Below are 22,054 nucleotides of genomic sequence, written 5' to 3'. Positions count from 1 at the left end.
GTGGAGTCTGTACAGTTATGATTGTTAGCGCCTGATCTGCGGAATATTTTCTCTGCGTGCGGATTGCCGGAAGGCGCAACATTGCACATAATTAGCGCAAAAATTCACCGCCACATCTGATGAAGTCGATGCAGGTTTCTCCCGCGTGTTCCAAACAAAGGCGCAGCAGTCGTTGTGCCTGGCTGAGATTGACGTTAAAACGCAGCCAGCAGGAGGCGGTGGCGTCGTCGGCCATGACGGCAACCAGTGATAATTTCTTCAATGCCTTTGCTATTTTTCTCGGTGCCACTCTGGGGCAGATGGGCTGGGTCAGCGGCCTGCCGCAACTGTTTGGCGCCATCAATCAATTACTGTCGGTCTGGCTGGCCAGCCATTTCTCCCGCAAGTGGTTTATTACCCTGTGTGCTTCGCTGCAGGCGCTGGTGGTACTGGGGATGGGGGCCCTGGCCGCATTTCGGCCTGATCATGGGGTGTGGCTGTTCATCGCGCTGGCGGCGCTGTACCACGGTTTTCTGAACCTGATCCAGCCCCACTGGCGAGCCTGGATGGGCAGTATCGTGCCGGAGCGGCGGCGCGGCACCTTCTTTGCTGCCCGCACCCGGCTGACTATGGGCGCTTCCCTGAGTGTGTTCTTCCTCGGCGGTGGCATTTTGAGCCTGACCGACAGCGCGGGTATGGCCTGGCTGGGGTTCAGCCTGATGTTTTCCATTGCCGCCATGGGGCGCTGGGTGTCGGCCTGGTTACTGTGGCAGATGCATGATCCTGTGCCGACCGAGCAACGTATCCCCGGCGTGTTTACCCGCACTCTGGGGAACTTCCGGCAGGCGTGGAAGGATGTCACCTTCAGGCAATACAGCCTGTTTGTGGCGGGGATGCAGGCCATGGTGGCGATTTCTGCGCCGTTCTTCGCGGTATATATGCTGGAGAATCTGCATTTCAGTTATCTGGAGTATGTCGGCGCCAGCGTGGCTTCGATCCTCACTCAATTCATCACCCTGAGGTATTGGGGTAAATTCAGCGACAAATACGGTAATCGGCTGGTGATGATCATCACCTCCAGCCTTATCCCAAGTCTGCCGCTGATGTGGCTGTTTTCCGATAACTATTTGTATATTTTGGCGATTCAGGCGTTCTCCGGGTTTGCCTGGAGTGGTTTTACCCTGAGCACGGCCAACTATCTGTATGACATCCGGCCGTTTCGTTCCGACTTTGCCACCTATGCCGCCATGCAGGCGGCGCTGAGTGCGGCACTGGTGTTTGTCGGGGCGATCAGTGGCGGCTTGATTGCCAGCCATGCCCAGTCGTTTCTTGATTGGAGTCAGCTGCCGGGGAATCCGATATTCGTGGTGTTTGTGGTATCAACCCTGCTGCGGGCCCTGGTGACCCTGTGGTTTATTCCCCGTTCGGTCGAGCCCAATGTCCGGCCCAGGCCGGGACTGCTCAAGCTGGTGTTCCGTATCCGCGGCTTTAATGCCATTTCCGGGGTGGCGCTGGACTTTCTGACGGTGGCCAGAAGGCGCAATGGCAGGCGACCAAAGCCGCCTGCGCAGGAGTAATCTCAGGCGGTTTTCCGCTCTGCAGGCTGTAACAGCAGCAACACCATCATGCCAAACAGCACGGCACCGAGAATGGAGCCAAAGCGCACGGCATCTTCGCTGATGCCGCTGAATCCTGTGGTTGTGATGCCGTAGAAAATCAGCACCACATAGCTGGAATACATCAGCTGAATGCCGTTGTAGCTGGCCTTGCGCTCAACTGCCCGGCACCCCATCAACAGGGAACAGATCACCGCCGAGCCCATGGTAGCGACAATATTGGCCTGTAAAATACTGAACAGCAGTGGCGGCACCGCATACAGCACACTGGCATAGGTCACCACCAGGCGGCGCAGGCCATAAATGTGGCCTGCAATCGGATCAGGATCTTTGAGGATCAGCGCCACTACCACGGTAATGATGGTGCTCTGCGCCAGGTTGAGATTAATGGTCACCACCAGGGTGAGCATGATAAATCCGGTCTTGAGCAGAATGATCAGTGCCGGAATATCGCGCTTGCGGGCTTCTGCGGCCTTGGGGAAGGTCGACAGCGGCTCGCCACCCGGAAACAGAAAATACGCCAGATAGGCAGTAAAGCCGGCGATCAGCAGATTCTTCAGCAAGGCCCAGGGGATATCGCTGACATCAATGCCTTTTTGCTTGAAGAACACGGCAATCATGGCGGTGGACACAATCAGCAAAATGGCCAGCAGATCCTGAGGGTTTTCATGGGTACGCTGCATGCACCAGTAAAAGGCTCCAAACAGCGCGAAATAGTAAACCACCGGCTGATCAAACAGCACCACGCTGAGCGCCCCCTGGATCCAGGCGGTGACAAACAGCACCACCCCCATCAGGATCACCATGATCAGTGGCGGCGGCTCATGGGTGGTGGTGAGAAACACCGCACACATGGCCGGTCCGAGCAGGGGCAGATCTGTGCCGAATACATACTGCCAGAACAGCAGCAGTACCGGAAACACAGCAACCCTGATCAGCGCATTGGCAGGCCTACGAGACATAAGTCAGGTAACTCCATATCCAGGTCCAGACGTCCAGCAGACGCTCACCGATATAGGATTCACCGGGATAGAAGCTCACCGTCACCCGGCCGCTGTAACGCAGATCCACACCCTCGGGCAGCGGGTCCAGTTTCACATTCACCGGAAAACGCTGGGCATCCGGGCTGGATGTTGGGGAGTTGAGCAGGCCATTGCTGTTATCCACCTGCAAACCGCCATTACCACTGCTACCCCAGCCAATGGTGGTGACTTCACCGGTAAAAATTTGCCCGGGGTAAGCATCAAACACCAGCTTCACCGGAATGCCTTTTTTCAGGTGAGCCAGCGAGTTTTCGGTCACCATAGCGGTCACCCACAGATGCTGATTATTGACAAAGGTCATCAGTGGCTGGCCATTGCTGGCATAGTTGCCGGCCGCCAGATTCATGTTGGTGATCACCCCTTTGCCCGGCGCATTGATATCTGTGTAGGACAGATCCAGCAGCGCCTGCTCCAGCTTGTTCAGTGCAGATTGGATCTGTGGATTGTTCTCGGTTTGTGGTCCCAGTTCCTGCTTGGCTTTTTCCAGTGCTGCGGTTGCCTGGTTCAGATTGGCCTGCGCGGTTTCCAGCGAGGCGGCGCTGTCATCCAGATCGGCCTGGCTCACCAGTCCACTTTTGGCCAGTTCCTGATAGCGCTCAAAGTGTTGTCTGGCGTTATCGACCTTGACCCGGGCGGCGACTTCGGTGGCTTTGGCGGCATCGATGGCAGCAGAGTCGGCATGGAATGACTGGGTCGTTTGCTGCAGCGCCAGTTTGGCTGCCTTCACATTCAACTCAAACGGATGTTTCTCAATCACCACCAGAGGCTGACCCCGATCCACTTCTGTGTTGTCGGTCACCAGCACCTGAGAAATCGGGCCTGAGATCTGCGGCGTGATACGGACTATCTGACCATTCACCCGGCCTTCGTCCGTCATCGGGGTCATGCGGTCGGTCCACAGGGTGTACAACCACAGACACAGCACCGCCAGAAAAATGTAATAGGTAAATTTACGTGCCTGACTGGTGCCTTCTGACTTGTCTTTACTGGCGTCAGGCTTGTCCTTGCTGTTGACCTCAGGCTTGGCGTCGGTAGTCTCAGTCATTGTGTTGCTCCATAGTCGATTGGTTATCAGCAAAGATACTGGTTTTTTTGAATACGATACTCTTTTTGGTTCTGACTTCTACCACCAGGGTGACCACCATGGCGAACAGGCCGACCAGCACGGCCGCGAGCAGAGTAGAAACCCTGACTTCACCGAATATCCGGGTCCAGATAACGGCCAGTACCACAAACCAGCCAAACAATGCCGCTGCATTATTGATGGCAATGCCAAACAAGGTGGGAAACAGCGGCAGAGATAACTGCTCAGATTGTGCCGGATGCTGCTTCTTCATTTGATTGCAAAAGATTTTGGCGGTGATCAGCGTCAGAATTACCCCCAGTCCAAAGGTCAGCGACACAGCCTGTCCCCATACAGAGACTTCACTGGCAGCAATGCTGTTTAGTGATACTGCGACATCTGGGTGATTTTTAAAAAGAAAATAGGCAATTATGCCATTGATGACACCATTGATGATGCCGGAAACAACGGAGTCCTGAAGGCGGATTTGAACATCGCTCATAGTGCTTCCATCTGCTTGGGTGAAATAGATCTAAGTGGAGATATCTTCCGGCATGCTGAGTGTGTGATACCGCTGGAGTGCACTGCGGCGAGGCCTCAATCTCACTTTGTTAAATAAAATGACAGACTCCCGTTAAGGTATCCAGCACATCGTGCCGAAAATACCCGTCGAACCGGGCAATTCTTCCTCTGGACTGACTGAGAGCCATTGTAAATTCTACACAAGATCAGATGGTTGTATGCTTTTTGGGGGATTAAGAGTTGTTAAGATTCAGTCACTTTTTCAGTGATACTGACGAGTGTCGTTTCACTGTTTACCTGCATCCTATGGAGGCTGGCCCTATTGCTTTGAATGTACGGATGCAATCGCTTCCTTTGCTCGGATATACGCGTCGCTTAACGTCCATTCCAGTCCTGAATCCCAGATACAATCATTGTGGCTGATGTGCCAGGTCAAACCTTCCCGGAAGCGGTCTGGATTGGGCTCGATATAGATAGTCCAACCGTTTGCCAGCGTTTCTTCATATTCGTTTGAGTCTTGTGGGAGCATCACTGAACCTCATTGGGTAAGCACTGAGGTCAGTATTGGGGAAAATGTAGGGATGGTCTACGGACTATGAGTCACATTGGTAGGCTTTTTGCGCTTGCTGGCGTGTGAATAAAAAATACCGCAAGCAGTTAAAGTCGTGGGATAGGTACATCCATGTACCTTGCCAGTTCGTCATCCCTGACTCTCGCTCGTAAGCTCATCGCTGCGCGATACTTGCCAACCCACACCTGGGGAAAGGGGACCGTTTCGAAAGGCCCCTTATCCAATCCCCCTGCGACCCGCGACGAAGCGGATAACTCATTGTGCATGTGGCTTCCTTAAACAATCACGTCAGACGCTAATCCCTGATTCGACTGACGTTGTCTCGATATCCTTATCTCGACCACGTTACAGAAGCCAATGCACTGCAGCCGCTTCGAGCGGGAGTGGTGTGATCTGTTATTGTGTGTGCACAAGTCTATGTTTTTATAAACAAAGTATTGTGTTCATTTAATAGGCTATGTAGCGTACAGAGTACTTGGATATTGATAAACGAACGTTGGAGGGGACATGGAAGTGTCTATTGGTGAGGTTTTGAGGTACACCAAGCAGGCCAGTAACTCAAATATGTATCAAGACGGTCTCCTGAATTTTCATTTTTTGACCCATTGTAAACCTTCCCTTCAAGCCATATTTTAAGTTGGACTGTTACTCTATTTTTTGGGAAGAGGATTGCAGCTTTTCCTGTGTATGCAAAATTTTACAAATTTTATTTCAGCCAATTTCCAGGATAGCAGAGGTAAGTTAACAGTAAACAATAATGCTTTTGTTGCAATACATGTAAAAGTTAGTACATCGGTATACTTTAACAAAGCATTTTTTCATTTGGTATGCTAAGGGCAAGACTACAATTGACTAGCTGATTGATTTGATGAGTAAAAATCTATAGTCTAGGTGTACTAATAAAGGATGAGACTTTCAAAAATGATAACCAGTACTTCATTTAGAGCCAATGCCCATCTTCTTAAACTTCTCGGTGATGAATTAATTGGTGATGACCGACTTGCTGTATTTGAGTTAGTGAAAAATGCATATGATTCTGATGCAAAGAGGGTCGATGTACAACTAAACCTCAATGTAGATATGCCTAATATTGTTGTATGGGACTATTCTGGTTGTGGAATGACTTATGATGACATTGTCAATAAGTGGATGGTAATTGGCACAAAAAGTAAAAGATATGAGAATAGAGTTCGTACAAAACGGTTTAATCGAATGCCTCTTGGCGAGAAAGGGGTCGGCAGGTTAGCTGTACACAAGTTAGGTGAAAAGCTGGTTATTAATACCAGAGCTGAAAACTCTGATGAGTATAGGGTAGTAATTGACTGGGCAGAAGTGCTAAATAATTCTAATTTTATCGAAGATACAGTTGTAAAAGTAGAGAAATTAGAAAAACCAGAGTTTTTCTCTGAAGATACTGGGACTAGAATTGAAATATCAAGGTTAAATAATAAGACATGGACTAGAGGTGAGCTTAGGAAACTCAAAAGGCTTATTACTAGTTTAGTTTCTCCTTTTAAAGAAGTTTCAGATTTCGAGGTTAATTATATTGTCCCCGGTAGAGAAAAGGAGTTATATGACGTATTGGATGCGAATGACATTTTAAGCAAAGCGATCTGGAAATATTCTTTTGAAATTGATGAAGATGGACGATTTAGCTATAAATATAATTTTTCGCCACCATCTTCATTCAAAACTTTGATAGATGTTGAAAAGTCAGGTGATGATGGACTCCTAAAGTTACTTCAACCAACGAAGGAAGAAAAAGCGGCTAGAGGAGATAATTCTGAAAGATTAACGCTAAGCAAATCGGAACTTGATGGGATTGGTCCAATTTCAGGTACTTTTTATGTATTTCTTAAGTCAACATCTGTTTTAAATGCCTTTGGAGCTGCACAATCGATAAAAGACTATCTGAAGGAACAGTCTGGGATTAGGATCTATCGAGATGGAATCAGAGTTTTTAACTATGGCGAGACAAATGATGACTGGCTGGAGTTAAATGCAGGAAGAATTAACTTGCCAGGTCTAAAAATTGATACAGGAATGGTTGTCGGGTCAATTGATTTAAATTTAAGCAAGAGTACTGGTCTCAAGGAGAAAACTAATCGAGAAGGGTTTGATGATAATAAATTTTATCGTTTGTTTAAATTGATTTCTACTAGTGTTGTTGAACATTTTCATATTACACATAGAAATGACAGAGAGAGTATTTCTAAGTATTTGAATAATGATGCGATTGATATATCGCCCGCGACCTATAGATTTTCTGAAAATATAGCATCTCTTAAAAATGTAGCTAAGAAGCATAATCTTGGTGATCGCGTAGTGCACAAGATATCCCAAATTGAAAATGATTATATTCAGATGAGGGAGGTTACGCTCAGCTCAGGAGTTGCTGGGCTTAATTTAGCAGTAATATTTCATGAAGTGGAAAGAGGTGTCGATGATCTCAATGATTCGATCAAACGAAGTGATGATTACGCTACTCTGTTAAAAAGAGCTGAACACCTATCTGAATTATTAGAAGGATTTGCACCATTACTTCGGAGAAATGAGCAACGAACATTTAAAGCTAAATCGTTAATTAGTAAAACATTAGGATTGGCAAAGCACAGATTCGAATATCACAATATCATATTATCGAGCCCAATATTAAATGATGAGTCTTCAGATTTTGACATTCATGCACCATTCGGATTATTACAAGCAACATTAACTAATTTAGTTGATAATGCCATTCACTGGACGAAGTTAAAAAGAGAAGAATTAGAGGAAGACTATCAGCCAGCTATTTATGTAGATAGTTTAATTGACTGGTTTAAAGAAGGTCCTGCAATTGTGATTGGTGATAACGGCCCTGGCTTTAGTATTTCACCTGAGGAGGCAGTGCAGCCATTCAAGACCACAAGGCCAGGTGGTATGGGTGTTGGACTCTATTATGCTGACAAGGTGATGGAAAGTATTGGTGGAAGCCTTATCTTACTTTCACCTGATGATGTGGAATTACCGGAAGCCTATGGAGGGGCTATAGCTGTTATGTTATTTAAAAATGGAGATATGAAGTAATGAATTTTTCCGGGTATGTTGTTATTGATGATAATGAACAAGAACTTAATGAAATTCATCAATGTTTGGTAGCTTCAGGTGTCCCATGTTTGTCCATTCAGTATCAGAATGATGATAGTAACTTGAGTGGAATAGATCATGTTGACTTAAGTAGGTTTATACCGAGAGTAATTATCACTGACTTGAACTTAACTGAGGGGAGCCTGGAGCCTGTAAATTTAGCTGGTGCGATAGCTTCTCTTTTGGAAACTTTGATCAAAAGTGGTCCATACATATTGTTTTTCTGGTCTAAAAATAAAGCTAGAGTTGAGCCGGTTGTAGAAATATTGCTAACGCGTTTTGCCGGCAGGTTCCCCTTTCCTTTACATTGGGGGGTTATTGATAAGACTGAAGTCAGATCGAGTCCAGGATTACTTAAAGAAAAGCTTGATTCAATTATCCAGGAAAATCCGATTTTTCATGGATTACTGGATTGGGAATCTCGTATCACTAAAGCTGCTCTAGAAGCAAGCAGATCATTATATGAACTATCAATCCCTGAGGTCATTGATGAAAATTATTTCATAAATCATTCACAAAGGTTATCTGACTTACTTGTTGCTATATCTCATGAGTCAATAGGTAAAAGGAATGCAGAGTCATTTCCAGAAGCTGCCGTTTATAGTGGACTATATCCAGTCTTGAGCGATCTTTTGACGAAGGGTAGTACTCCAACAAGTATTTGGCGGGATGCACTTACAAATATATCAAGTCGAATTACATTGGATGAAAAGCAGAAAGCTGCTTTGAACTCATTTTATCATATTGAAGAAGTTCCGGCTGAGCACTCTAAGTCATGTAAAGGCGTTTTTGTGGAGATATGTTCAGATTTACTTTCTGATGATACTGCAAAAAGAAAACTTGAATTAAAGTTGGGGAGAACGCTTAGTGATATTTTTGAACAAGAATTCATTTCAACCAGTAATATCCAAGGAGATAAAACTTTTCGTGCCGAGAGATTGCAAACCGCTAAGGATAATATTACTTTAGGTTTTGTCGAGTTATCTCCTGACTGTGACCAAGCACAAAAAAAGGTCAAGCTTAACCGTTATCTGATTGCTGCGTTGGTTCCGGAAGAGTTTCGGGAGTTGACAATTTATAAATTTGGTGGAAATATAAAAGATCGTGCACATGATGGTATTTATAGACTTCCTGACATATTGCTTGGCGGAAAAATTTATACAATTCTGTTGAGTTATAAATATCAAATAGGTACAAACCCAAGTGGTGAAATATGTGGACAAGAATATCATAATAAGTGGTTTGGAATTCCTAAGTTCAGATTGAAAGAGCAAATCTTAAATGATATTTCTTATCGATGCTCTCAGCATCTGAGTAGACCAGGAATAGTCGCATTCTTTTGATTAATTTGGGCTACCAGTAGAAGTTGGTAGCTCTTGTTATATCCATTTTTCAATCGTGTCTAAACTACCGATATGCTTTCTTAGTATGTTACATATATCAACTGCAGAAATAATAATTATGGGATGTTTGTCTTCGTTTATTTCTTGATAAGCTTGTTTAGCAACATAGGAAGTAGTCACTAATATACCAAATTGACGATGTCTTAGGCGCGAAATTAATCTAGACAATTCTTTCACTCCTACGCCATTTTTAACCGAATAGCATTTGGCTTCTAATGCGAAATCTATCGATAGTCCTGCTTGGGAGTTTCCTATTCGATATTGGCCGATAGCATCTCGGCCGCCATCCACTGAAGGTCTAGTAACATCACATGTCGTTATATTAGTTATATAAAGCTTTGCAATTTTAACTGCACAATACTCGAAGTCTGTAGGTGAGTATTTATATTTTGAATAGATGGCATCTATTATTTTTTTGTCTTGCAGTTGTAATGGTAATTGCTGTTCTTTAGACCTTATTTTGCTTATTCGCGGTGCCTTAAGGGATCTATATTTTCTATTCTGTAACCAATCTAGCCACAGTTTCGGCGCATGTGAAGAACTTACGGCATTCCCTTGCTTTATATCTTTTAACCAATCTTCTGATATTGCCGGAATATCTAGTATCGTAAATTTTGATTTATAATTCTGGAATCTGAGATTTTCTTTCCCTGTGGCGCGCCAGATGGCAACAAGATCTTCGTCTTCGTTTAGACTTTCTGTTCCCGGCACAGCTAAGCCTAAGAACCTTACATCTCGATAGACCCCTGTTCCTGCGAACACAAATATTGGAGGAAAGTGTTCTAATGACTCTTCACTGTGCGCAGCGTTGAACAGGTTTCGCAGCATTAAGTTGCCTTGCCGTGGAGTGTCGTGGAGTTCTCTGCCCGGTCTTCGATTGTCACCATAGTAGGTGAATACACCTGTCTCGGTATCAAGATGGTCGGGCCAATCAACTTCAGTGAAACTCGTTTTTAAAACTAGAAGTTTCAATGTTTCTACATTTGGGCGTTTACCCAGATGCCTGAATCCCGCACCGTTATCTACGCCAAGTAAACTTGGCAATGGATCATCTGAAGCGTTTCCATTCCTGGAGCCTCGGTATACTTGATCCACAATAAGAACTTTCTGGTAAGTGGTCACAATCCTTTGCCTTACGATCCTGCAGCATCTATGAAACCTTATCTAGTGTTGAGTATTCTATAGATTTGATTTTATTAAATAAAGTCTCAATAACAGTGGAGCAGACTCCGTTGCCGCACATTTTTACTTTGTCTCTCCTATTTCCCACTGCCAACTGGTGACGCTTGGTTGCTCCCATAGCGAGTTTTAACTCTTCTGGCTGGAGCATTCTCAAGTAGGGAATGTCCTCCTTCCATGTTACCAAGCCAAATCGATCAACTGTTGTGATGGTGCGCAAGGGCTCGTCAATACGTTGCCATCCTCCGGCATAATCAGTGCTGTAGTAAACGATTAAAAAATTGACACCTTTGCCAAGTGCTGAGATCCCCCTCTCTGCACGTTCTAAAGTCGCTTTTGCCCTTTTCTCGGTGTAGAGAGGTGTTGACTTGTATTTGCCTGAAAAGTCGATAAACGACTTTGCAGCAGCTTTCTTTGAGCCAAATTCTTCGAAAAGCTCGTCTCGGGTAAAAACGTGCTGGTTTTTGCTGCATACCAAAAACATACGCAGTCTGGATTGTGGGGCGCCGAAATCAGCAGCATTCAATACCAATGGACTGACTGCATAGCCAGCCTGCTCTATGTCAGCAACAAGTTGGTCGTGTTTTTCCCATTTTTTCATACGGGGTACGTTTTCTACGATGACCCAACGAGGCTTGAGAGCGTTGATCCATGGCTGGATTCCCAGTGCGGTTTCACGGCTTTTCTCACAACCAGGTTTCGCGCCACGTGCTATCGAGTGTGATGTACACTCGGGAGAAGTCAGCAAAACATCTGGCTTGTATTTGGCCGCGTACTCGATCGGATCAACGTCTTCAATTTTAGCTGCAAGAACTTCAGCATCTGGAAAGTTGGCTTGGTAATTTTGTGCAGCCAGATCCCAGTAGTCTACAGCTAGTAGTGGTTTACCACCTGCATTAACTGCTCCTCTGGCACCAAAGCCTCCTCCGCAGAAGAGGTCAATAAAAGTCAACATTTCAACGCCTTAAATAAAAACAAAATGCACCTATAAAGGTGCTTCAAAGATTACTACATGATTATCTCAGATATCTGAGTTAGCCGGATTATATAGGCTTGAAACATAAAGTGCATTGGGTATGGTGTTAAGGGACATGCGGTCACGATTTTCCACATATGGCAGTGAATACAAGCAGTCGTTCATATAAATGTCCCGCATTCGGGGTGAGGATACTCGCCCCGAGATGTGGTTGAGAAAGAGGCTCCATGCTTTGGGGTTTCGCTATCGGTTGCATGACAAGCGCTTACCGGGGAAGCCGGATCTGGTTTTCTCCAAGCTTCACGCTGTGGTTTTGATCAATGGTTGCTTTTGGCACATGCATCAGTGCCGCTATTTTCAGTTTCCGGCTTCATCTCAGGTCGAAGACAGAGGGCCGGATTGGTGGCGGGATAAGTTAATCGGTAATCGTCAACGGGACCTGCAGAACCATGAAAAACTGCGTGAATTGGGTTGGCGTGTGCTGGTGCTGTGGGAGTGTGCGATCAAAGGTAAACACAAAATGCCTGAAGATACGGTAATGACGGGCGTTATAGATTGGCTGAAAAGCGATAGTCACTATCTTGAAATACCTTTCCCTGAGGCGTTGAGCAGGCCTTATCTTCCTGACTGATGCCACTTGCCTCCCCCTGTCTGGCTAACAAATTTCTATCCGCTTTCCATATGGTTACAAGGTGATCACTGAACTAACAATCTATTAATGAGCGTTCATCTTTATTGACTGACATGGGCTTGAGGCATAGATAGGGAAGTGTTAGGGAAGGTTTGCCGTACATTTCACTGAAGGGGTTTCAGGGGGATATTTGCCTTTCCGGGGAAGTCAAAAAGAGGTACTAAAACAATGAGAAACCTTGAGCTATACAGCACCGCAGCAATAGACCATCTACTTTGGGCCACTGACGAAGACATCACTAAACGCAATGCGCCGGCCCTGTCCATCTTCACCGATTTTGACCATTCTCAACCTCTGGTTATCGATGTGCATACCAGTGCTCCCAACGCGCTGGAAATCATGGAAAAAACTCACACTTATATGCGTCTGGTAGTGGATGCAGAGAACAAGTTTCTGGGCGTGATTACCCGGCATGAATTTCATCAAAACATGGTTAAGCTGGCGACCAAACAACATTCCAGCATTGATGATTTGAGCGTAAAAGATCTGATGATCCCCAGAGAGAATGTGCTGTCGCTGGATTTTGAACAGTTATCTTCGGCGACGGTGGGAGACGTAGTGCGGGCACTGCAGGAAAATGGTTTGCACCATATTCTGGTGATTGACCACCAGCAGCATCACATTCGCGGCATGATTTCGGCCAATGATCTGGCCAGAAAGTTAAAAGTGCCCATTGATATCAAGCAGCCACCTTCATTCATGCATATTTTTAACTATCTGTCTTAGCGATATTGCTGTTACCGGCCGGGGCAGGCAAGGCTACTGCGCATCATGCCCCGGGCCTGAGCGGGCCGGTTTACTGCGCTGCTGTCGGCAAGTTTGCAGCGCGGATCCGCCGCCAGACTTCTTCCTCTTTCAATACGCCATTTTCAATTCTTTGGGTACGCCATTCATCCCCCTGCAGCTGGATGTGGAATCTGAATCCCTGGCCTTTGGGAACGTTGAAGGAATTGAGTGTGGGGTACTCAACATAGTGATCGCCATCCAGTTCAAAGTGACCACTGCCAGCCGCCCAGAGTTTGGTGCCTTTGCCTTTTTTATCCGGCGCGACTGTGGTGAAGCTGAAATGACCATCGGCGACCACTTTGATGGCCTCCAATCCCAGGCTTTGATATTCCACCCACTGACCATTGCCATCCAGGTAGCGGCCGGATACCAACTCCCAACTGCCCTGTAACTCAGCAGTATCTGCTGCGAGCACTGTGATTGGCAGCAGCAACAGCGCGCCAAAAAGCCGGGTTGCCAATGTTATTCCAAACCTGAAATTCATACTCAACATCCTGTTTTTACTCTGATTATTAGCCTAGTGATAATTGCCTGTGATGGCAATGGCTGCCGGAGTGGAGGCGGAGCGGTGAGTGGCAGCGAAAGATGACGGGCGCACCAAAGATGATGCGCCTGAGATATGTTGTGGGTGATGTTGTATTTGGTGGATGCAGAGTTGCCCGGGTAAGCCGGGATCAGTGCGCTGCGGTGGCGGATTTTGTCAGTTGGCTGGAGAGGATGGCGAACAGGCAATAGCCGGTGAAAAACCAGAAGCCGCTCTGCAGTTGGGCATTCATGATAATCAGGTCACCCATCTGGCCTGAGGCATTGCCAGCCAGATAGCTGACGATGATAGCGACCACAAACACATCGACCATGCTCCACTTGCTGATGGCGCGGATCAGTCCATGCAGAGCCGATGAGATTTCTCCGGGTTTGACAAACAGCAGTGCTGCCTGTGATAGCAGTTTCAAGGTCGGCACCATCACTGAAAAGGTGGCGATAAGCAGGCCAACCAGCAGGTTGCCGCTGTGCAGTAAATCTTCCACTGTGCCCAGAATGCTGCGGCTTTTATGGAAAATCTGCACCTGCCCCTGCATTTGATCAAACCCCATAAACGCGGAAATCGACCCCAGCAGGCCGCGCACTTCTTTGTCGCTGGTCATCAGGTCAATAGTGGTTTTGGCAAATTGTGCTTTATCGGCATCGGCGGTCAGGCTCAGCATTGGCTGGCTGACACCCGGAATGAGCAGCGCCAGGGCAATGATGATAAGCAGCAGATGCGCCAGCTTGTGTTTGGCGGACATGAAGGCTCCCGTTGAATGAAGATCGCTGTGGATACTACCAGACCCTCCCGGATTGCGACATCCGGGAGGAGGGGCAACTTACTGTGCCTGTGTGTTGAGTAACGGCAGCAGGGACGGGAATCCCCAGCCCTCTTCACCAACCACCACAGGGCGCTTGCTCAGATAGTGATACAAAGTCGGTGCCAGCGAGCCATTCACCCGGGAATCGATTGGTATTTGATTGGTTACCGGCGTTCCCCAAAAGCCGATAAAGGCATCTTTCTCGTGGAAGTGTTCACCGGCGTGGCGACCCGGCACCTTAGTGTTGTAGCCAATGCCCTGAGCCGGAAACAGGTTGATGGTACCGGCTCGGTCTTCATCGTACAGATGCGCCAGCTGGTTTACGCTGTCGGGCCTTGGGGTGAGCCGGGTCAGCTGGCGCCATTGACTGGCATCACACCAGCTGTCGGGCTTTTGTATATCGGCATCCTGCAGGCAGCGTGTCAGCAGCGCGGCTTTTTCCTGCTGCTCCCTGGCCGACAGTGACGGCACATAGGGATTGCTGTGGCTCAGTTGCAGCAGCGTCGCGGGCAGGCCGGAAACGCTGTGATAATAGCTGCGGTCGCCATGACGGATGATGCGCTCATCGCGCAACTCGCCGCCCTGGTGGTTGATCAGCCTCAGGGTGCAGGCGGCAGGGCTGCAGTCGCTTTCACGCACCACCAGATAATCCAGGCTGTCGCCCAGACGCTGACTGATTTGCTCAACCAGATTGATTGTGACATCCGGCGCTGCCAGTGGACGCCAGTTCACCAGTTCGCTGTGCAGCGGCTGGGTTTGCCATCCTCTGGCTGAATTAAACAAATCAATCATATAGTTACCGCCTGCGGTGGAGGCGACAATCATATCCAGTCCCTGGTTATCGGGATAATTGAACGGATGAGTGATCTTGGGACCTTCACCTTCATCGGAGGAGATCTTGCGGATCTTAAGCTCGACGCCAAGTTCACCGGCGATAGCGTCAAACACCTGAGCTTCAGGATTGACTATGTGGTAGATGGGCGTCAGGCCATGATCGCCTGCCATGCCCCACAGCACTCTGTCGTACACCCCGGCCTCTCGGTAGCTGCGGGTGATTTCTCCCAGCCAGTAATCAAGCCGGTTCAGCTCGCCGGTGGGGGCGATAATTTCATTGGCAAAGGGGCCGGTGAAGTGGGCAAAGTGATCCGGCCAGGGATTGTAGATCAGTACAAAATCCGGCATGCCCTGCTGCGAGATAGCGGCATATTCGTGCAGCAACTGTTTCACTCTCAACCCCTTGGTGACACGGGTAACCGGCGTCCACCAGGAAATATCATCGTGATCCCGAATGGCCGTCAGCAGATGGCTTCGCGCCTGCTGCAGTTTCACTTCCTGCGAGGCACGGCCTTTCAGCTCCCGCAGACAGCGTTGCTCGCCGAAATCGCGGATAGCCTCGCCGATCCCCAGATTGATCAGCGGCTCCAGGGTGGTCTCGGCATACCAGTCATACTGGGCGTTGCAATTGAGGGTCACCATGGGCACCAGCCGCTCAAATTGCGTTTTGGCACCGTGATTGGCAAATAACCTGTCCAGTTGCAGTGCATCGTTGCCGAAGAAGTAATAAGCCCTGTCCTGCCGGCGATCGACAAAATGGAAGTTGGGGATCCCGGTGCCGCCATCACCGGCGACATCCGCCCCAGTTTTGATGATCGGCAGATTGCGCACGCTGATGGTCGGGGTGGTGGATACGCCGTACTGCACTATGCCGTTGGGATATTGCTGATAAAGATGCCTGAAGAAAGGCAGATAGCGCGGGTCCTGCAGCGGCTGCTGACTTATCTGTGCCAGAAAGCTGTTGTCGGGTTGATGCTGTGGTGCACTGACAGGTATGCCCGATGGCGCCATTTGAGCGGCGTTTTGCTCATCCTGCCACAGCTGGCGCAGGAAGGGCGAAGGCGTGGTGCTGACCAATCCCTGCATCAGTTGCTGCTGCAGACCATCCACTGTGATTTGCACTGCCAGCGGCCGCCGATTCTGGTGCTGCAGATAATTGAGCAGCTTTTGCGGATCATCATCAAACAGTTGCTGCATCCAGTCATTCAGTGCTTCGGCCTTGGCCTGCGACAACAGGTACTGACGGTAACCTTTGAGCACGGTCAGACGCACAAAATCCACCAGACTGATGGTGATGGCCTGCGCTTTGTTGTTCTGTTTGTGCTGATGTTCGGGTTTGCCATCCTCAATAATTGCCAGTACGGCCGCCTTGATATCACCTTCGGGCAGATTGTCACTGTACTGTTTGAGGGTACCAATCAGTATGTCCTGCACCCGGCCAACGGTCTGCCGGTCGGTTTCGTTGTCACCCAAATACTGGTATTGCTCTGGAATATCATCGCCGTAGAGCAATTTGTCTTTGCCAAACAGAGCGTCGTACAAAGTTACCAGCGCGGCAATGAAATGTCGGTTGAGGGTAAGGGCGGCATCATCCTGCGATGTACTCTGGTGGTCCGCCGTGTTGCCCGGGTTTTCGCCCGACTGATCAAATGGATTGTCGCTCGGCGCTGAGCCGGTGTGGTTTTCGTTGAGTTTGAACAGCGAGTGCTGCCACTGTTTGAGCTCCCGGGTATCGTACACACTCAGCAGATGGCGGCGAAAGATATCCTCATTGCTCACTTCTCCCGTGTACCTGTCGTAAAAACTGTAAAGCAGGTGTGCCAGCTGAATGGCATATCTGGGATTGCTGAGCTGGCCCATGACTCTGGCCTTGACGCCCGCGTCCAGTGGCAGCGTCAGGATCAGGGTATCCAGAGTGACACTGCCGGCGGTGAACAGGGTCAGATCCCGGGAGGTCGTGACGCCCAGCTGCATTGATTTGAAGATACCGGAGTAAAGCAACTGACTGCTGTTATACAGACTGCCGATCACAGGTTGATTGCCCAGCTGCTCCGTGTCACCGGCGGTGACTGTGGTCACTGGCAGCAGCGACAGCAGGGCACTCAGGGAAATTTTTTTGAGGTTCATCAGAGGTATATTTGTTCTGTTTTTGTACAGCATACTGCAGCCGCTCTGAGGGATAAAGCATCCTGCACTCTGACTGATATCACGGAAAAGGGTGTTCAGTGACTATCGCAATACCTGGCTCAGCACTTGGCTCAGTATCTGGCTCAGCGCTGGAGTCTGCACCGTTGCCACCGTCAGTGTACCGGGTGGGTTGCGGTATCGCGGCCAATATACCCTGCAGGTCTGCGCAGCGAATGGCGCAGTGGTGCGGGTTGGGCTGTGGTCGGGCAAATGCGGAACTAGAGGCTAATCACCAGTAGCAGGGCGATGGAAAACAGCACCAGCCCCAGCAGGTTATAGCCGCGGTTATCATTGGCGCGACGACTGCGCTGTCTGAGCAGGGAGAAGGTCGCCAGACTCATCATGGTGCACACCATCAGGATGACATACAGCAGAGGTTTGGTGCCGCTCAGCCAGTCCTCCCGGACGTCAATGTGCAGGTAACGCAGTACGCCATAGTCAATCTGTGGGCGACCATAGTGGTACAGCATGAGTGCGGCAAAGAAAATGGCCCAGCAAAGCAGGTTGGTAATGCGAATAAAGCGACTGAGCGGGTCGAACCCTGGATGGCGTCTTTCTGCCTTCATAAGCCTGCTCCCGTGATTCGTTCCTTCCGCTGAAGGTTCGGGGGTTAAAACAGAACGCAAAACCTCCTGTCTGCTTCTTAACATTCAATAAGTTGGTCGGTGTGAGAGGATTCGAACCTCCGACCTTTTCGTCCCGAACGAAATGCGCTACCGGGCTGCGCTACACACCGAGCCTGCGCCACTGAATCCGGTCAAAATTCAATTAGCGTATAAATAACAAGCTATTGGGAGTTTGATTTTGGGTCAAGCAATTTTCGTGGCGTCTCAGCTGCAAGCCTGAGACCCACTCCGACTCCGGCGGCCCGTAAAAGCCGAGTCTGCAGCGGCGTGGGGCATTGCGGCCCGTGAAACGTCATGATTGTCGCAGATGGCGGGTGGAGTTCAGTGGCGGTATTGCATGGCAGGAGGCAGGATTACACCGGCTTGATGGTGACATCCCCAAGCAGACTGCACTGGCAGGCCAGACGGCGGTTATGACCGTTTTGGCCGATATTGTCGAGCACATCATGCTCATCGTCATTTTTGGGGCTGAGATTGGCCGCACCCTCGATGACTTCCATGGCGCAGGTGCCACAGGCGGCAGAGCAGCAACCAAAGGGCAGGGTATCCTGGCTGAATTGCAGTTCCTGCAGTGAAGTCCCCTGGCTTAACTCAAAGGTTTTTGCAGCGCCGATAATAGTCACTCTGGGCATGGCGTTCTCCTTTCCTGTTACCTGCACACCGGCCTGAAGGGGGCCTGGGTGCTCTCGGTAATGTTTGCTGACGTTTTGTTGCTGGTGCTTATTTATACAGTTAAGCATACTGGGACAGATATGGTTCGAAAGGAGATTAATGATGAATCCAGGTACTCTGGCGCTGCTTATCCCTATTATTGCCATCATTGGCGGACTGTTGCTGGGCGCGATGCGGATCCGTCAGCAGCATGGTGAGCTGAACAAACAACAGGAAGCCCGGTTGGCGCAGATGCAGCAGGAAATTACCGCGCTTAAGGGCAGAATTGAGGTGCTGGAGGCGCTGGCCACTGATGAAAAGGAAAATCTGAAACGGGATATCAATAACCTCAGACAAGCCTGAGGGCAGATCCCCACAAAAGGGGCCGACACGAATGGGTGGGGCGGTGCCGGCCCGAAAACAGCGGTGAAACCGTTCCTGCTCAGGCCTCTTTCAGACCCATGGTGCTGGTTTCTGACAAGGACATTCCTTTGGTTTCTGGCGCCATAACGACAGAGACCACCAATCCCAGCAGGGAAATTGCTGCACCGGCCATCATGGTGGCGGAAATTCCATAGCTGCTCATGAAAATCGGCAGTGCATAGGTTGAAATAATGGTGCCTATGCGACTGAACGACATCACAGCGCCCACGGCAGAAGCCCGGATTTCGGTGGGAAACAGCTCGTTGGGATACAGCCATTGCAGAATGCCAGGTCCACCTGAGAAGAAGGCGTACAGCGCAAAGGCGCCCACCACCATCCAGATCCCCGGATTATCAAACAGTCCCAGCAAGGCCAGTGATGCTGTCATGATGGCGAAACTGCCGATAAGCAGTGGTCTGCGACCGATGGAGTTAAGCCAGAATACCGCCGGCAGACATCCCGCCATAAAGAAGGCGCTGATGATGATGTTGCCAAGTGCCGCGTCGCGGCCATCCTGCAGGCCGAACAGGCTGATGATCTGTGGGCCAAAGGTGTAAATGGCGAACATGGGGATCACCTGGCAGCTCCAGATGGTGCCAATAAACAGGATGTTTTTCAGGTGTCTGGGTTCAAACAAGGTGCGATAGGAGGTCTGGGTGGCCTCTTCATTTTCCAGGGTGACACCTTTGCCGAAGTATTTGTGCATGATCGCCTGGGCTTCGGCGTAGCGGCCTTTTTTCATCAGCCAGCGGGGAGATTCCGGCAGATTGTAACGGCCAAAGAAAATGATCACACAGGGGATCAGCGCGCTGCCGAACATCCAGCGCCAGCCATCGGCCATGTCATAGCACAGGTAGCCGACGAAGTTGGCCACAGTGGCACCCACGTACCACATGGCAGCAATGAAGCCCATGGTAAAGGCGCGTTGTTTGGTGCTGGAAAACTCTGCGACCATGCTGGTGGCGATGGGGTAATCGGCACCGATCACAATGCCTATTAAAAATCTCAGTACGATGAGCTCGAGGGGGGAGGAGACGAACATGGTGGCCAGTGACAGTGCCGCAATAGCCACCACATTCACCATAATCATCAGCTTGCGACCGATGAGGTCCGCTACATAGCCAAACAGCGCCGTCCCGATAAACAAACCGGCGAGGGTGGCTGCGCCAACCAGGCCAATCATCTGCGCATCCAGTTGCAGAGTCGGGATCAATTGTTCCAGTGCGATGCCGATAATGACCAGTACAAAGCCATCGAGAAATGGCCCGCCGCTCCCCCACAGCATGATTTTTCTGTGCAGTGACGTGAACTCCAGGTCATCAAAACTCTTTCTCTTTTCCATAATCAGTTACCTGCGAATAGCGGTATTGAAATGTTTTCTGGGAATAATTTTCAGATGGGGAAAGGGCAACTGCATGGCTGCAGTTGCCCTGATGGCTGGATATCAGCCGTATCTGTATTCAATACCGAAGGTGCCGCGGGGAAATTCCCACTTTTCCAGAATGGTGTCGCCGCAGAGGATTTTGCAGGTGCCACATTCCAGACAACCGGCGTAATCGAAGCGAATTGAACCGTCGTCCAGCAGTTTGTACAGACCTGCAGGGCAGGCGATCATCAGCTTGCGGAACTCCTGCATGTCAGGATGTTCCTTGATGACGATATGGGGCTGCTCTTCGTCCACATAGAACTTGTTGACCCCAAGTTTGACATCCACATTGACTGCGTCGCTCATATTGCCTGTACTCCCTTAATGCCATCCTTAATCAGGTTCATGTAGCCCACTTCTTTACAACGCTTCATGATCTTCTTGCGAAGAGGCTCGGAAGGGCTGCCGTCGACGGTAAACATATCTGCCATAATGTTGGCGACCATTTTGGGATAAGCGTTGAAAATCCTGGGATTTTCCATAAATGACGGGGCGTTTTTGTAGAGTTTCATGTCCTTCATCACGAAACTGTCATCCAGCAATGTCTGATAGCTGGCCAGGCCCGCGGCGCTGAAGTCATTGGTGGCTTTGGCCTGCAATACGGCTTTGGCCGCAGCTTCACCGGCAGCGATTGCCAGATCCATACCGCGCACGTTAAAGCCCAGGTTCATACACAAGCCTGCGGCATCACCGGTCAGCAGCACGCCATCACGGATAAGTTCAGGCAGCATGTTGATACCGGCTTCCGGTACTACGTGCGCCGAGTATTCGGTCATCTTGCCGCCGGCGATCAGTGGCTTAATCACAGGATGGTTTTTAAAATCTTCCATCATCTGCGGCACGGTTTTGTCTGAGTCTTCGATATGTCCCAAACCACACACCAGCCCCAGTGAGATGGAGGATTCGTTGGTATACAGGAAACCACCGCCCATCAGGCCGTTGGAAGGATTACCGGCAAACAGCCAGGCTACACCTTCATCGTCGGTGATGTTGAATCTGTCCTGCAGCTGACCTTTTGGCAGCTCAATCAGCTCTTTGACACACACAGCCGTGGCATGGGCAGAGACTCTGGGCTTCACCATGCCCAGCTTTTCACCGAGGATAGAGGTCACACCGTCGGCCAGAATCACCACTTTGGCTTCCAGCTCATCACCATCGGCTTCGACACCCACCACTTTACCGTCGCGCATCAGCAGGTTATCCACCCGGATACCGGTAATGAACTGGGCACCGGCATTTTCAGCCTGCTCGGCCAGCCATTGGTCGAACTTGCCGCGCAGTACTGTGTAGGACTCTTTTACCGGCGCATCGGGTGCGACTGTGTGGTAATCCATGGTGACGCCGGTATCGTCGGTCATGAAAGAGATCTTCTCTTTGGTAACCAGGCGCTCCAGCGGTGCCTTTTTGGCAAAGCCGGGCATGACTTTTTCCAGGCTGTGGGCATACAGGCGACCGCCTGTCATGTTTTTGCTGCCGGCGTAATTGCCGCGTTCGATCACCAGCACGTCGGCACCCGCCTGAGCCAGCACATAGGCGGCGGTACAGCCGGCCAGACCGGCCCCGACGATGATCGCGTCAAAAGCTTCTTCGGACATAATCAACTCAC

General features: G+C 49.5%; 19 protein-coding genes and 1 tRNA gene. 6 read left to right on the top strand and 14 right to left on the bottom strand.

Features of this window, described 5'->3' with window-relative positions; translation table 11 throughout:
• Positions 1-128: 128 nt before the first annotated feature.
• Positions 129-1,556, top strand: coding sequence for an MFS transporter (locus tag ACRRUX_RS10185; RefSeq protein WP_432529838.1), 1,428 nt, complete (start codon positions 129-131; stop codon positions 1,554-1,556).
• Between the two features lie 2 nt (positions 1,557-1,558).
• On the opposite strand, the gene ACRRUX_RS10180 is transcribed toward ACRRUX_RS10185, so the two are convergent.
• The 3 genes from ACRRUX_RS10180 to ACRRUX_RS10170 are packed head-to-tail and all read right to left on the bottom strand — an operon-like array spanning position 1,559 to position 4,203.
• Positions 1,559-2,557, bottom strand: a complete 999-nt coding sequence (locus tag ACRRUX_RS10180; protein WP_432529836.1) for a DUF2955 domain-containing protein — start codon at positions 2,555-2,557, stop codon at positions 1,559-1,561.
• Complete coding sequence (locus ACRRUX_RS10175) at positions 2,547-3,683, bottom strand: HlyD family secretion protein (RefSeq protein WP_432529834.1); 1,137 nt, start codon at positions 3,681-3,683, stop codon at positions 2,547-2,549. Before ACRRUX_RS10175 ends, ACRRUX_RS10180 begins: the two co-directional genes overlap by 11 nt.
• Positions 3,676-4,203 carry a hypothetical protein gene (locus tag ACRRUX_RS10170; RefSeq protein ID WP_432529832.1) on the bottom strand — a complete coding sequence of 176 codons (528 nt, stop codon included), beginning with the start codon at positions 4,201-4,203 and terminating at the stop codon, positions 3,676-3,678. The genes ACRRUX_RS10175 and ACRRUX_RS10170 overlap by 8 nt, the downstream gene beginning before the upstream one ends.
• A gap of 1,512 nt (positions 4,204-5,715) precedes the next feature.
• Between ACRRUX_RS10170 and ACRRUX_RS10165 the strand changes: the two genes are divergently transcribed.
• Both ACRRUX_RS10165 and ACRRUX_RS10160 read left to right on the top strand, forming a co-directional pair.
• Positions 5,716-7,860 (top strand): ATP-binding protein, encoded by a 2,145-nt coding sequence (locus ACRRUX_RS10165; RefSeq protein WP_432529830.1) that lies wholly within the window; start codon positions 5,716-5,718, stop codon positions 7,858-7,860.
• Complete coding sequence (locus tag ACRRUX_RS10160; RefSeq protein ID WP_432529828.1) at positions 7,860-9,263, top strand: hypothetical protein; 1,404 nt, start codon at positions 7,860-7,862, stop codon at positions 9,261-9,263. Before ACRRUX_RS10165 ends, ACRRUX_RS10160 begins: the two co-directional genes overlap by 1 nt.
• Positions 9,264-9,299: 36 nt before the next feature.
• Here the strand turns inward: ACRRUX_RS10160 and ACRRUX_RS10155 are convergent, their stop codons facing one another.
• On the bottom strand, positions 9,300-10,445 hold the full coding sequence (locus ACRRUX_RS10155) for a restriction endonuclease (protein ID WP_432529826.1): 1,146 nt from the start codon (positions 10,443-10,445) through the stop codon (positions 9,300-9,302).
• Between the two features lie 28 nt (positions 10,446-10,473).
• Positions 10,474-11,457 carry a DNA cytosine methyltransferase gene (locus ACRRUX_RS10150; protein WP_432529824.1) on the bottom strand — a complete coding sequence of 328 codons (984 nt, stop codon included), beginning with the start codon at positions 11,455-11,457 and terminating at the stop codon, positions 10,474-10,476.
• A 190-nt stretch (positions 11,458-11,647) separates the two neighbouring features.
• Here ACRRUX_RS10150 and ACRRUX_RS10145 point away from each other — a divergent pair, with 190 nt between their 5' ends.
• Both ACRRUX_RS10145 and ACRRUX_RS10140 read left to right on the top strand, forming a co-directional pair.
• Entirely contained in the window at positions 11,648-12,109 is a 462-nt protein-coding gene (locus tag ACRRUX_RS10145) for a very short patch repair endonuclease (protein WP_432529822.1), read from the top strand.
• Between the two features lie 228 nt (positions 12,110-12,337).
• Positions 12,338-12,895, top strand: a complete 558-nt coding sequence (locus tag ACRRUX_RS10140; protein ID WP_432529820.1) for a CBS domain-containing protein — start codon at positions 12,338-12,340, stop codon at positions 12,893-12,895.
• A 70-nt stretch (positions 12,896-12,965) separates the two neighbouring features.
• On the opposite strand, the gene ACRRUX_RS10135 is transcribed toward ACRRUX_RS10140, so the two are convergent.
• The 6 genes from ACRRUX_RS10135 to ACRRUX_RS10110 all read right to left on the bottom strand — a co-directional run bounded on the left by ACRRUX_RS10135 (position 12,966) and on the right by ACRRUX_RS10110 (position 18,580).
• Positions 12,966-13,439, bottom strand: a complete 474-nt coding sequence (locus ACRRUX_RS10135; protein WP_432529818.1) for a hypothetical protein — start codon at positions 13,437-13,439, stop codon at positions 12,966-12,968.
• 190 nt (positions 13,440-13,629) lie between these two features.
• Positions 13,630-14,241 carry a paraquat-inducible protein A gene (locus tag ACRRUX_RS10130; protein ID WP_432529816.1) on the bottom strand — a complete coding sequence of 204 codons (612 nt, stop codon included), beginning with the start codon at positions 14,239-14,241 and terminating at the stop codon, positions 13,630-13,632.
• A 78-nt stretch (positions 14,242-14,319) separates the two neighbouring features.
• Positions 14,320-17,262: an alkaline phosphatase family protein gene (locus ACRRUX_RS10125; RefSeq protein ID WP_432529814.1), complete on the bottom strand. Its 2,943-nt coding sequence runs from the start codon at positions 17,260-17,262 to the stop codon at positions 14,320-14,322.
• Positions 17,263-17,540: 278 nt separating this feature from the next.
• On the bottom strand, positions 17,541-17,888 hold the full coding sequence (locus tag ACRRUX_RS10120; protein ID WP_432529812.1) for a hypothetical protein: 348 nt from the start codon (positions 17,886-17,888) through the stop codon (positions 17,541-17,543).
• 93 nt (positions 17,889-17,981) lie between these two features.
• Positions 17,982-18,058, bottom strand: a tRNA-Pro gene (locus tag ACRRUX_RS10115).
• Positions 18,059-18,301: 243 nt separating this feature from the next.
• Positions 18,302-18,580, bottom strand: a complete 279-nt coding sequence (locus tag ACRRUX_RS10110) for a 2Fe-2S iron-sulfur cluster-binding protein (RefSeq protein ID WP_432529810.1) — start codon at positions 18,578-18,580, stop codon at positions 18,302-18,304.
• A 139-nt stretch (positions 18,581-18,719) separates the two neighbouring features.
• Between ACRRUX_RS10110 and ACRRUX_RS10105 the strand changes: the two genes are divergently transcribed.
• Entirely contained in the window at positions 18,720-18,962 is a 243-nt protein-coding gene (locus ACRRUX_RS10105) for a hypothetical protein (protein ID WP_432529808.1), read from the top strand.
• A 79-nt stretch (positions 18,963-19,041) separates the two neighbouring features.
• Here the strand turns inward: ACRRUX_RS10105 and ACRRUX_RS10100 are convergent, their stop codons facing one another.
• The 3 genes from ACRRUX_RS10100 to fixC all read right to left on the bottom strand — a co-directional run bounded on the left by ACRRUX_RS10100 (position 19,042) and on the right by fixC (position 22,043).
• On the bottom strand, positions 19,042-20,364 hold the full coding sequence (locus ACRRUX_RS10100; RefSeq protein ID WP_432529806.1) for an MFS transporter: 1,323 nt from the start codon (positions 20,362-20,364) through the stop codon (positions 19,042-19,044).
• A 102-nt stretch (positions 20,365-20,466) separates the two neighbouring features.
• Complete coding sequence (locus ACRRUX_RS10095; protein ID WP_432529804.1) at positions 20,467-20,754, bottom strand: ferredoxin family protein; 288 nt, start codon at positions 20,752-20,754, stop codon at positions 20,467-20,469.
• Positions 20,751-22,043: an FAD-dependent oxidoreductase FixC gene (fixC, locus tag ACRRUX_RS10090; RefSeq protein WP_432529802.1), complete on the bottom strand. Its 1,293-nt coding sequence runs from the start codon at positions 22,041-22,043 to the stop codon at positions 20,751-20,753. The genes ACRRUX_RS10095 and fixC overlap by 4 nt, the downstream gene beginning before the upstream one ends.
• Positions 22,044-22,054: the final 11 nt, after the last annotated feature.

Origin of the sequence: Shewanella sp. GXUN23E, from assembly GCF_050865035.1 — a bacterium.
GTDB lineage: Bacteria > Pseudomonadota > Gammaproteobacteria > Enterobacterales > Shewanellaceae > Shewanella.
This window is presented reverse-complemented; position numbering and strand designations above follow the sequence as displayed.

Coding starts and splice junctions, on each gene's coding strand:
- ACRRUX_RS10105 (WP_432529808.1), top strand. CDS start 18,720: ATGATGAATCCAGGTACTCTGGCGCTGCTTATCCCTATTATTGCCATC.
- ACRRUX_RS10175 (WP_432529834.1), bottom strand. CDS start 3,683: ATGACTGAGACTACCGACGCCAAGCCTGAGGTCAACAGCAAGGACAAG.
- ACRRUX_RS10110 (WP_432529810.1), bottom strand. CDS start 18,580: ATGCCCAGAGTGACTATTATCGGCGCTGCAAAAACCTTTGAGTTAAGC.
- ACRRUX_RS10160 (WP_432529828.1), top strand. CDS start 7,860: ATGAATTTTTCCGGGTATGTTGTTATTGATGATAATGAACAAGAACTT.
- ACRRUX_RS10145 (WP_432529822.1), top strand. CDS start 11,648: ATGTCCCGCATTCGGGGTGAGGATACTCGCCCCGAGATGTGGTTGAGA.
- ACRRUX_RS10095 (WP_432529804.1), bottom strand. CDS start 20,754: ATGAGCGACGCAGTCAATGTGGATGTCAAACTTGGGGTCAACAAGTTC.
- ACRRUX_RS10135 (WP_432529818.1), bottom strand. CDS start 13,439: ATGAATTTCAGGTTTGGAATAACATTGGCAACCCGGCTTTTTGGCGCG.
- ACRRUX_RS10100 (WP_432529806.1), bottom strand. CDS start 20,364: ATGGAAAAGAGAAAGAGTTTTGATGACCTGGAGTTCACGTCACTGCAC.
- ACRRUX_RS10140 (WP_432529820.1), top strand. CDS start 12,338: ATGAGAAACCTTGAGCTATACAGCACCGCAGCAATAGACCATCTACTT.
- ACRRUX_RS10150 (WP_432529824.1), bottom strand. CDS start 11,457: ATGTTGACTTTTATTGACCTCTTCTGCGGAGGAGGCTTTGGTGCCAGA.
- ACRRUX_RS10185 (WP_432529838.1), top strand. CDS start 129: ATGCAGGTTTCTCCCGCGTGTTCCAAACAAAGGCGCAGCAGTCGTTGT.
- ACRRUX_RS10130 (WP_432529816.1), bottom strand. CDS start 14,241: ATGTCCGCCAAACACAAGCTGGCGCATCTGCTGCTTATCATCATTGCC.
- ACRRUX_RS10125 (WP_432529814.1), bottom strand. CDS start 17,262: ATGAACCTCAAAAAAATTTCCCTGAGTGCCCTGCTGTCGCTGCTGCCA.
- ACRRUX_RS10120 (WP_432529812.1), bottom strand. CDS start 17,888: ATGAAGGCAGAAAGACGCCATCCAGGGTTCGACCCGCTCAGTCGCTTT.
- ACRRUX_RS10165 (WP_432529830.1), top strand. CDS start 5,716: ATGATAACCAGTACTTCATTTAGAGCCAATGCCCATCTTCTTAAACTT.
- ACRRUX_RS10180 (WP_432529836.1), bottom strand. CDS start 2,557: ATGTCTCGTAGGCCTGCCAATGCGCTGATCAGGGTTGCTGTGTTTCCG.
- fixC (WP_432529802.1), bottom strand. CDS start 22,043: ATGTCCGAAGAAGCTTTTGACGCGATCATCGTCGGGGCCGGTCTGGCC.
- ACRRUX_RS10170 (WP_432529832.1), bottom strand. CDS start 4,203: ATGAGCGATGTTCAAATCCGCCTTCAGGACTCCGTTGTTTCCGGCATC.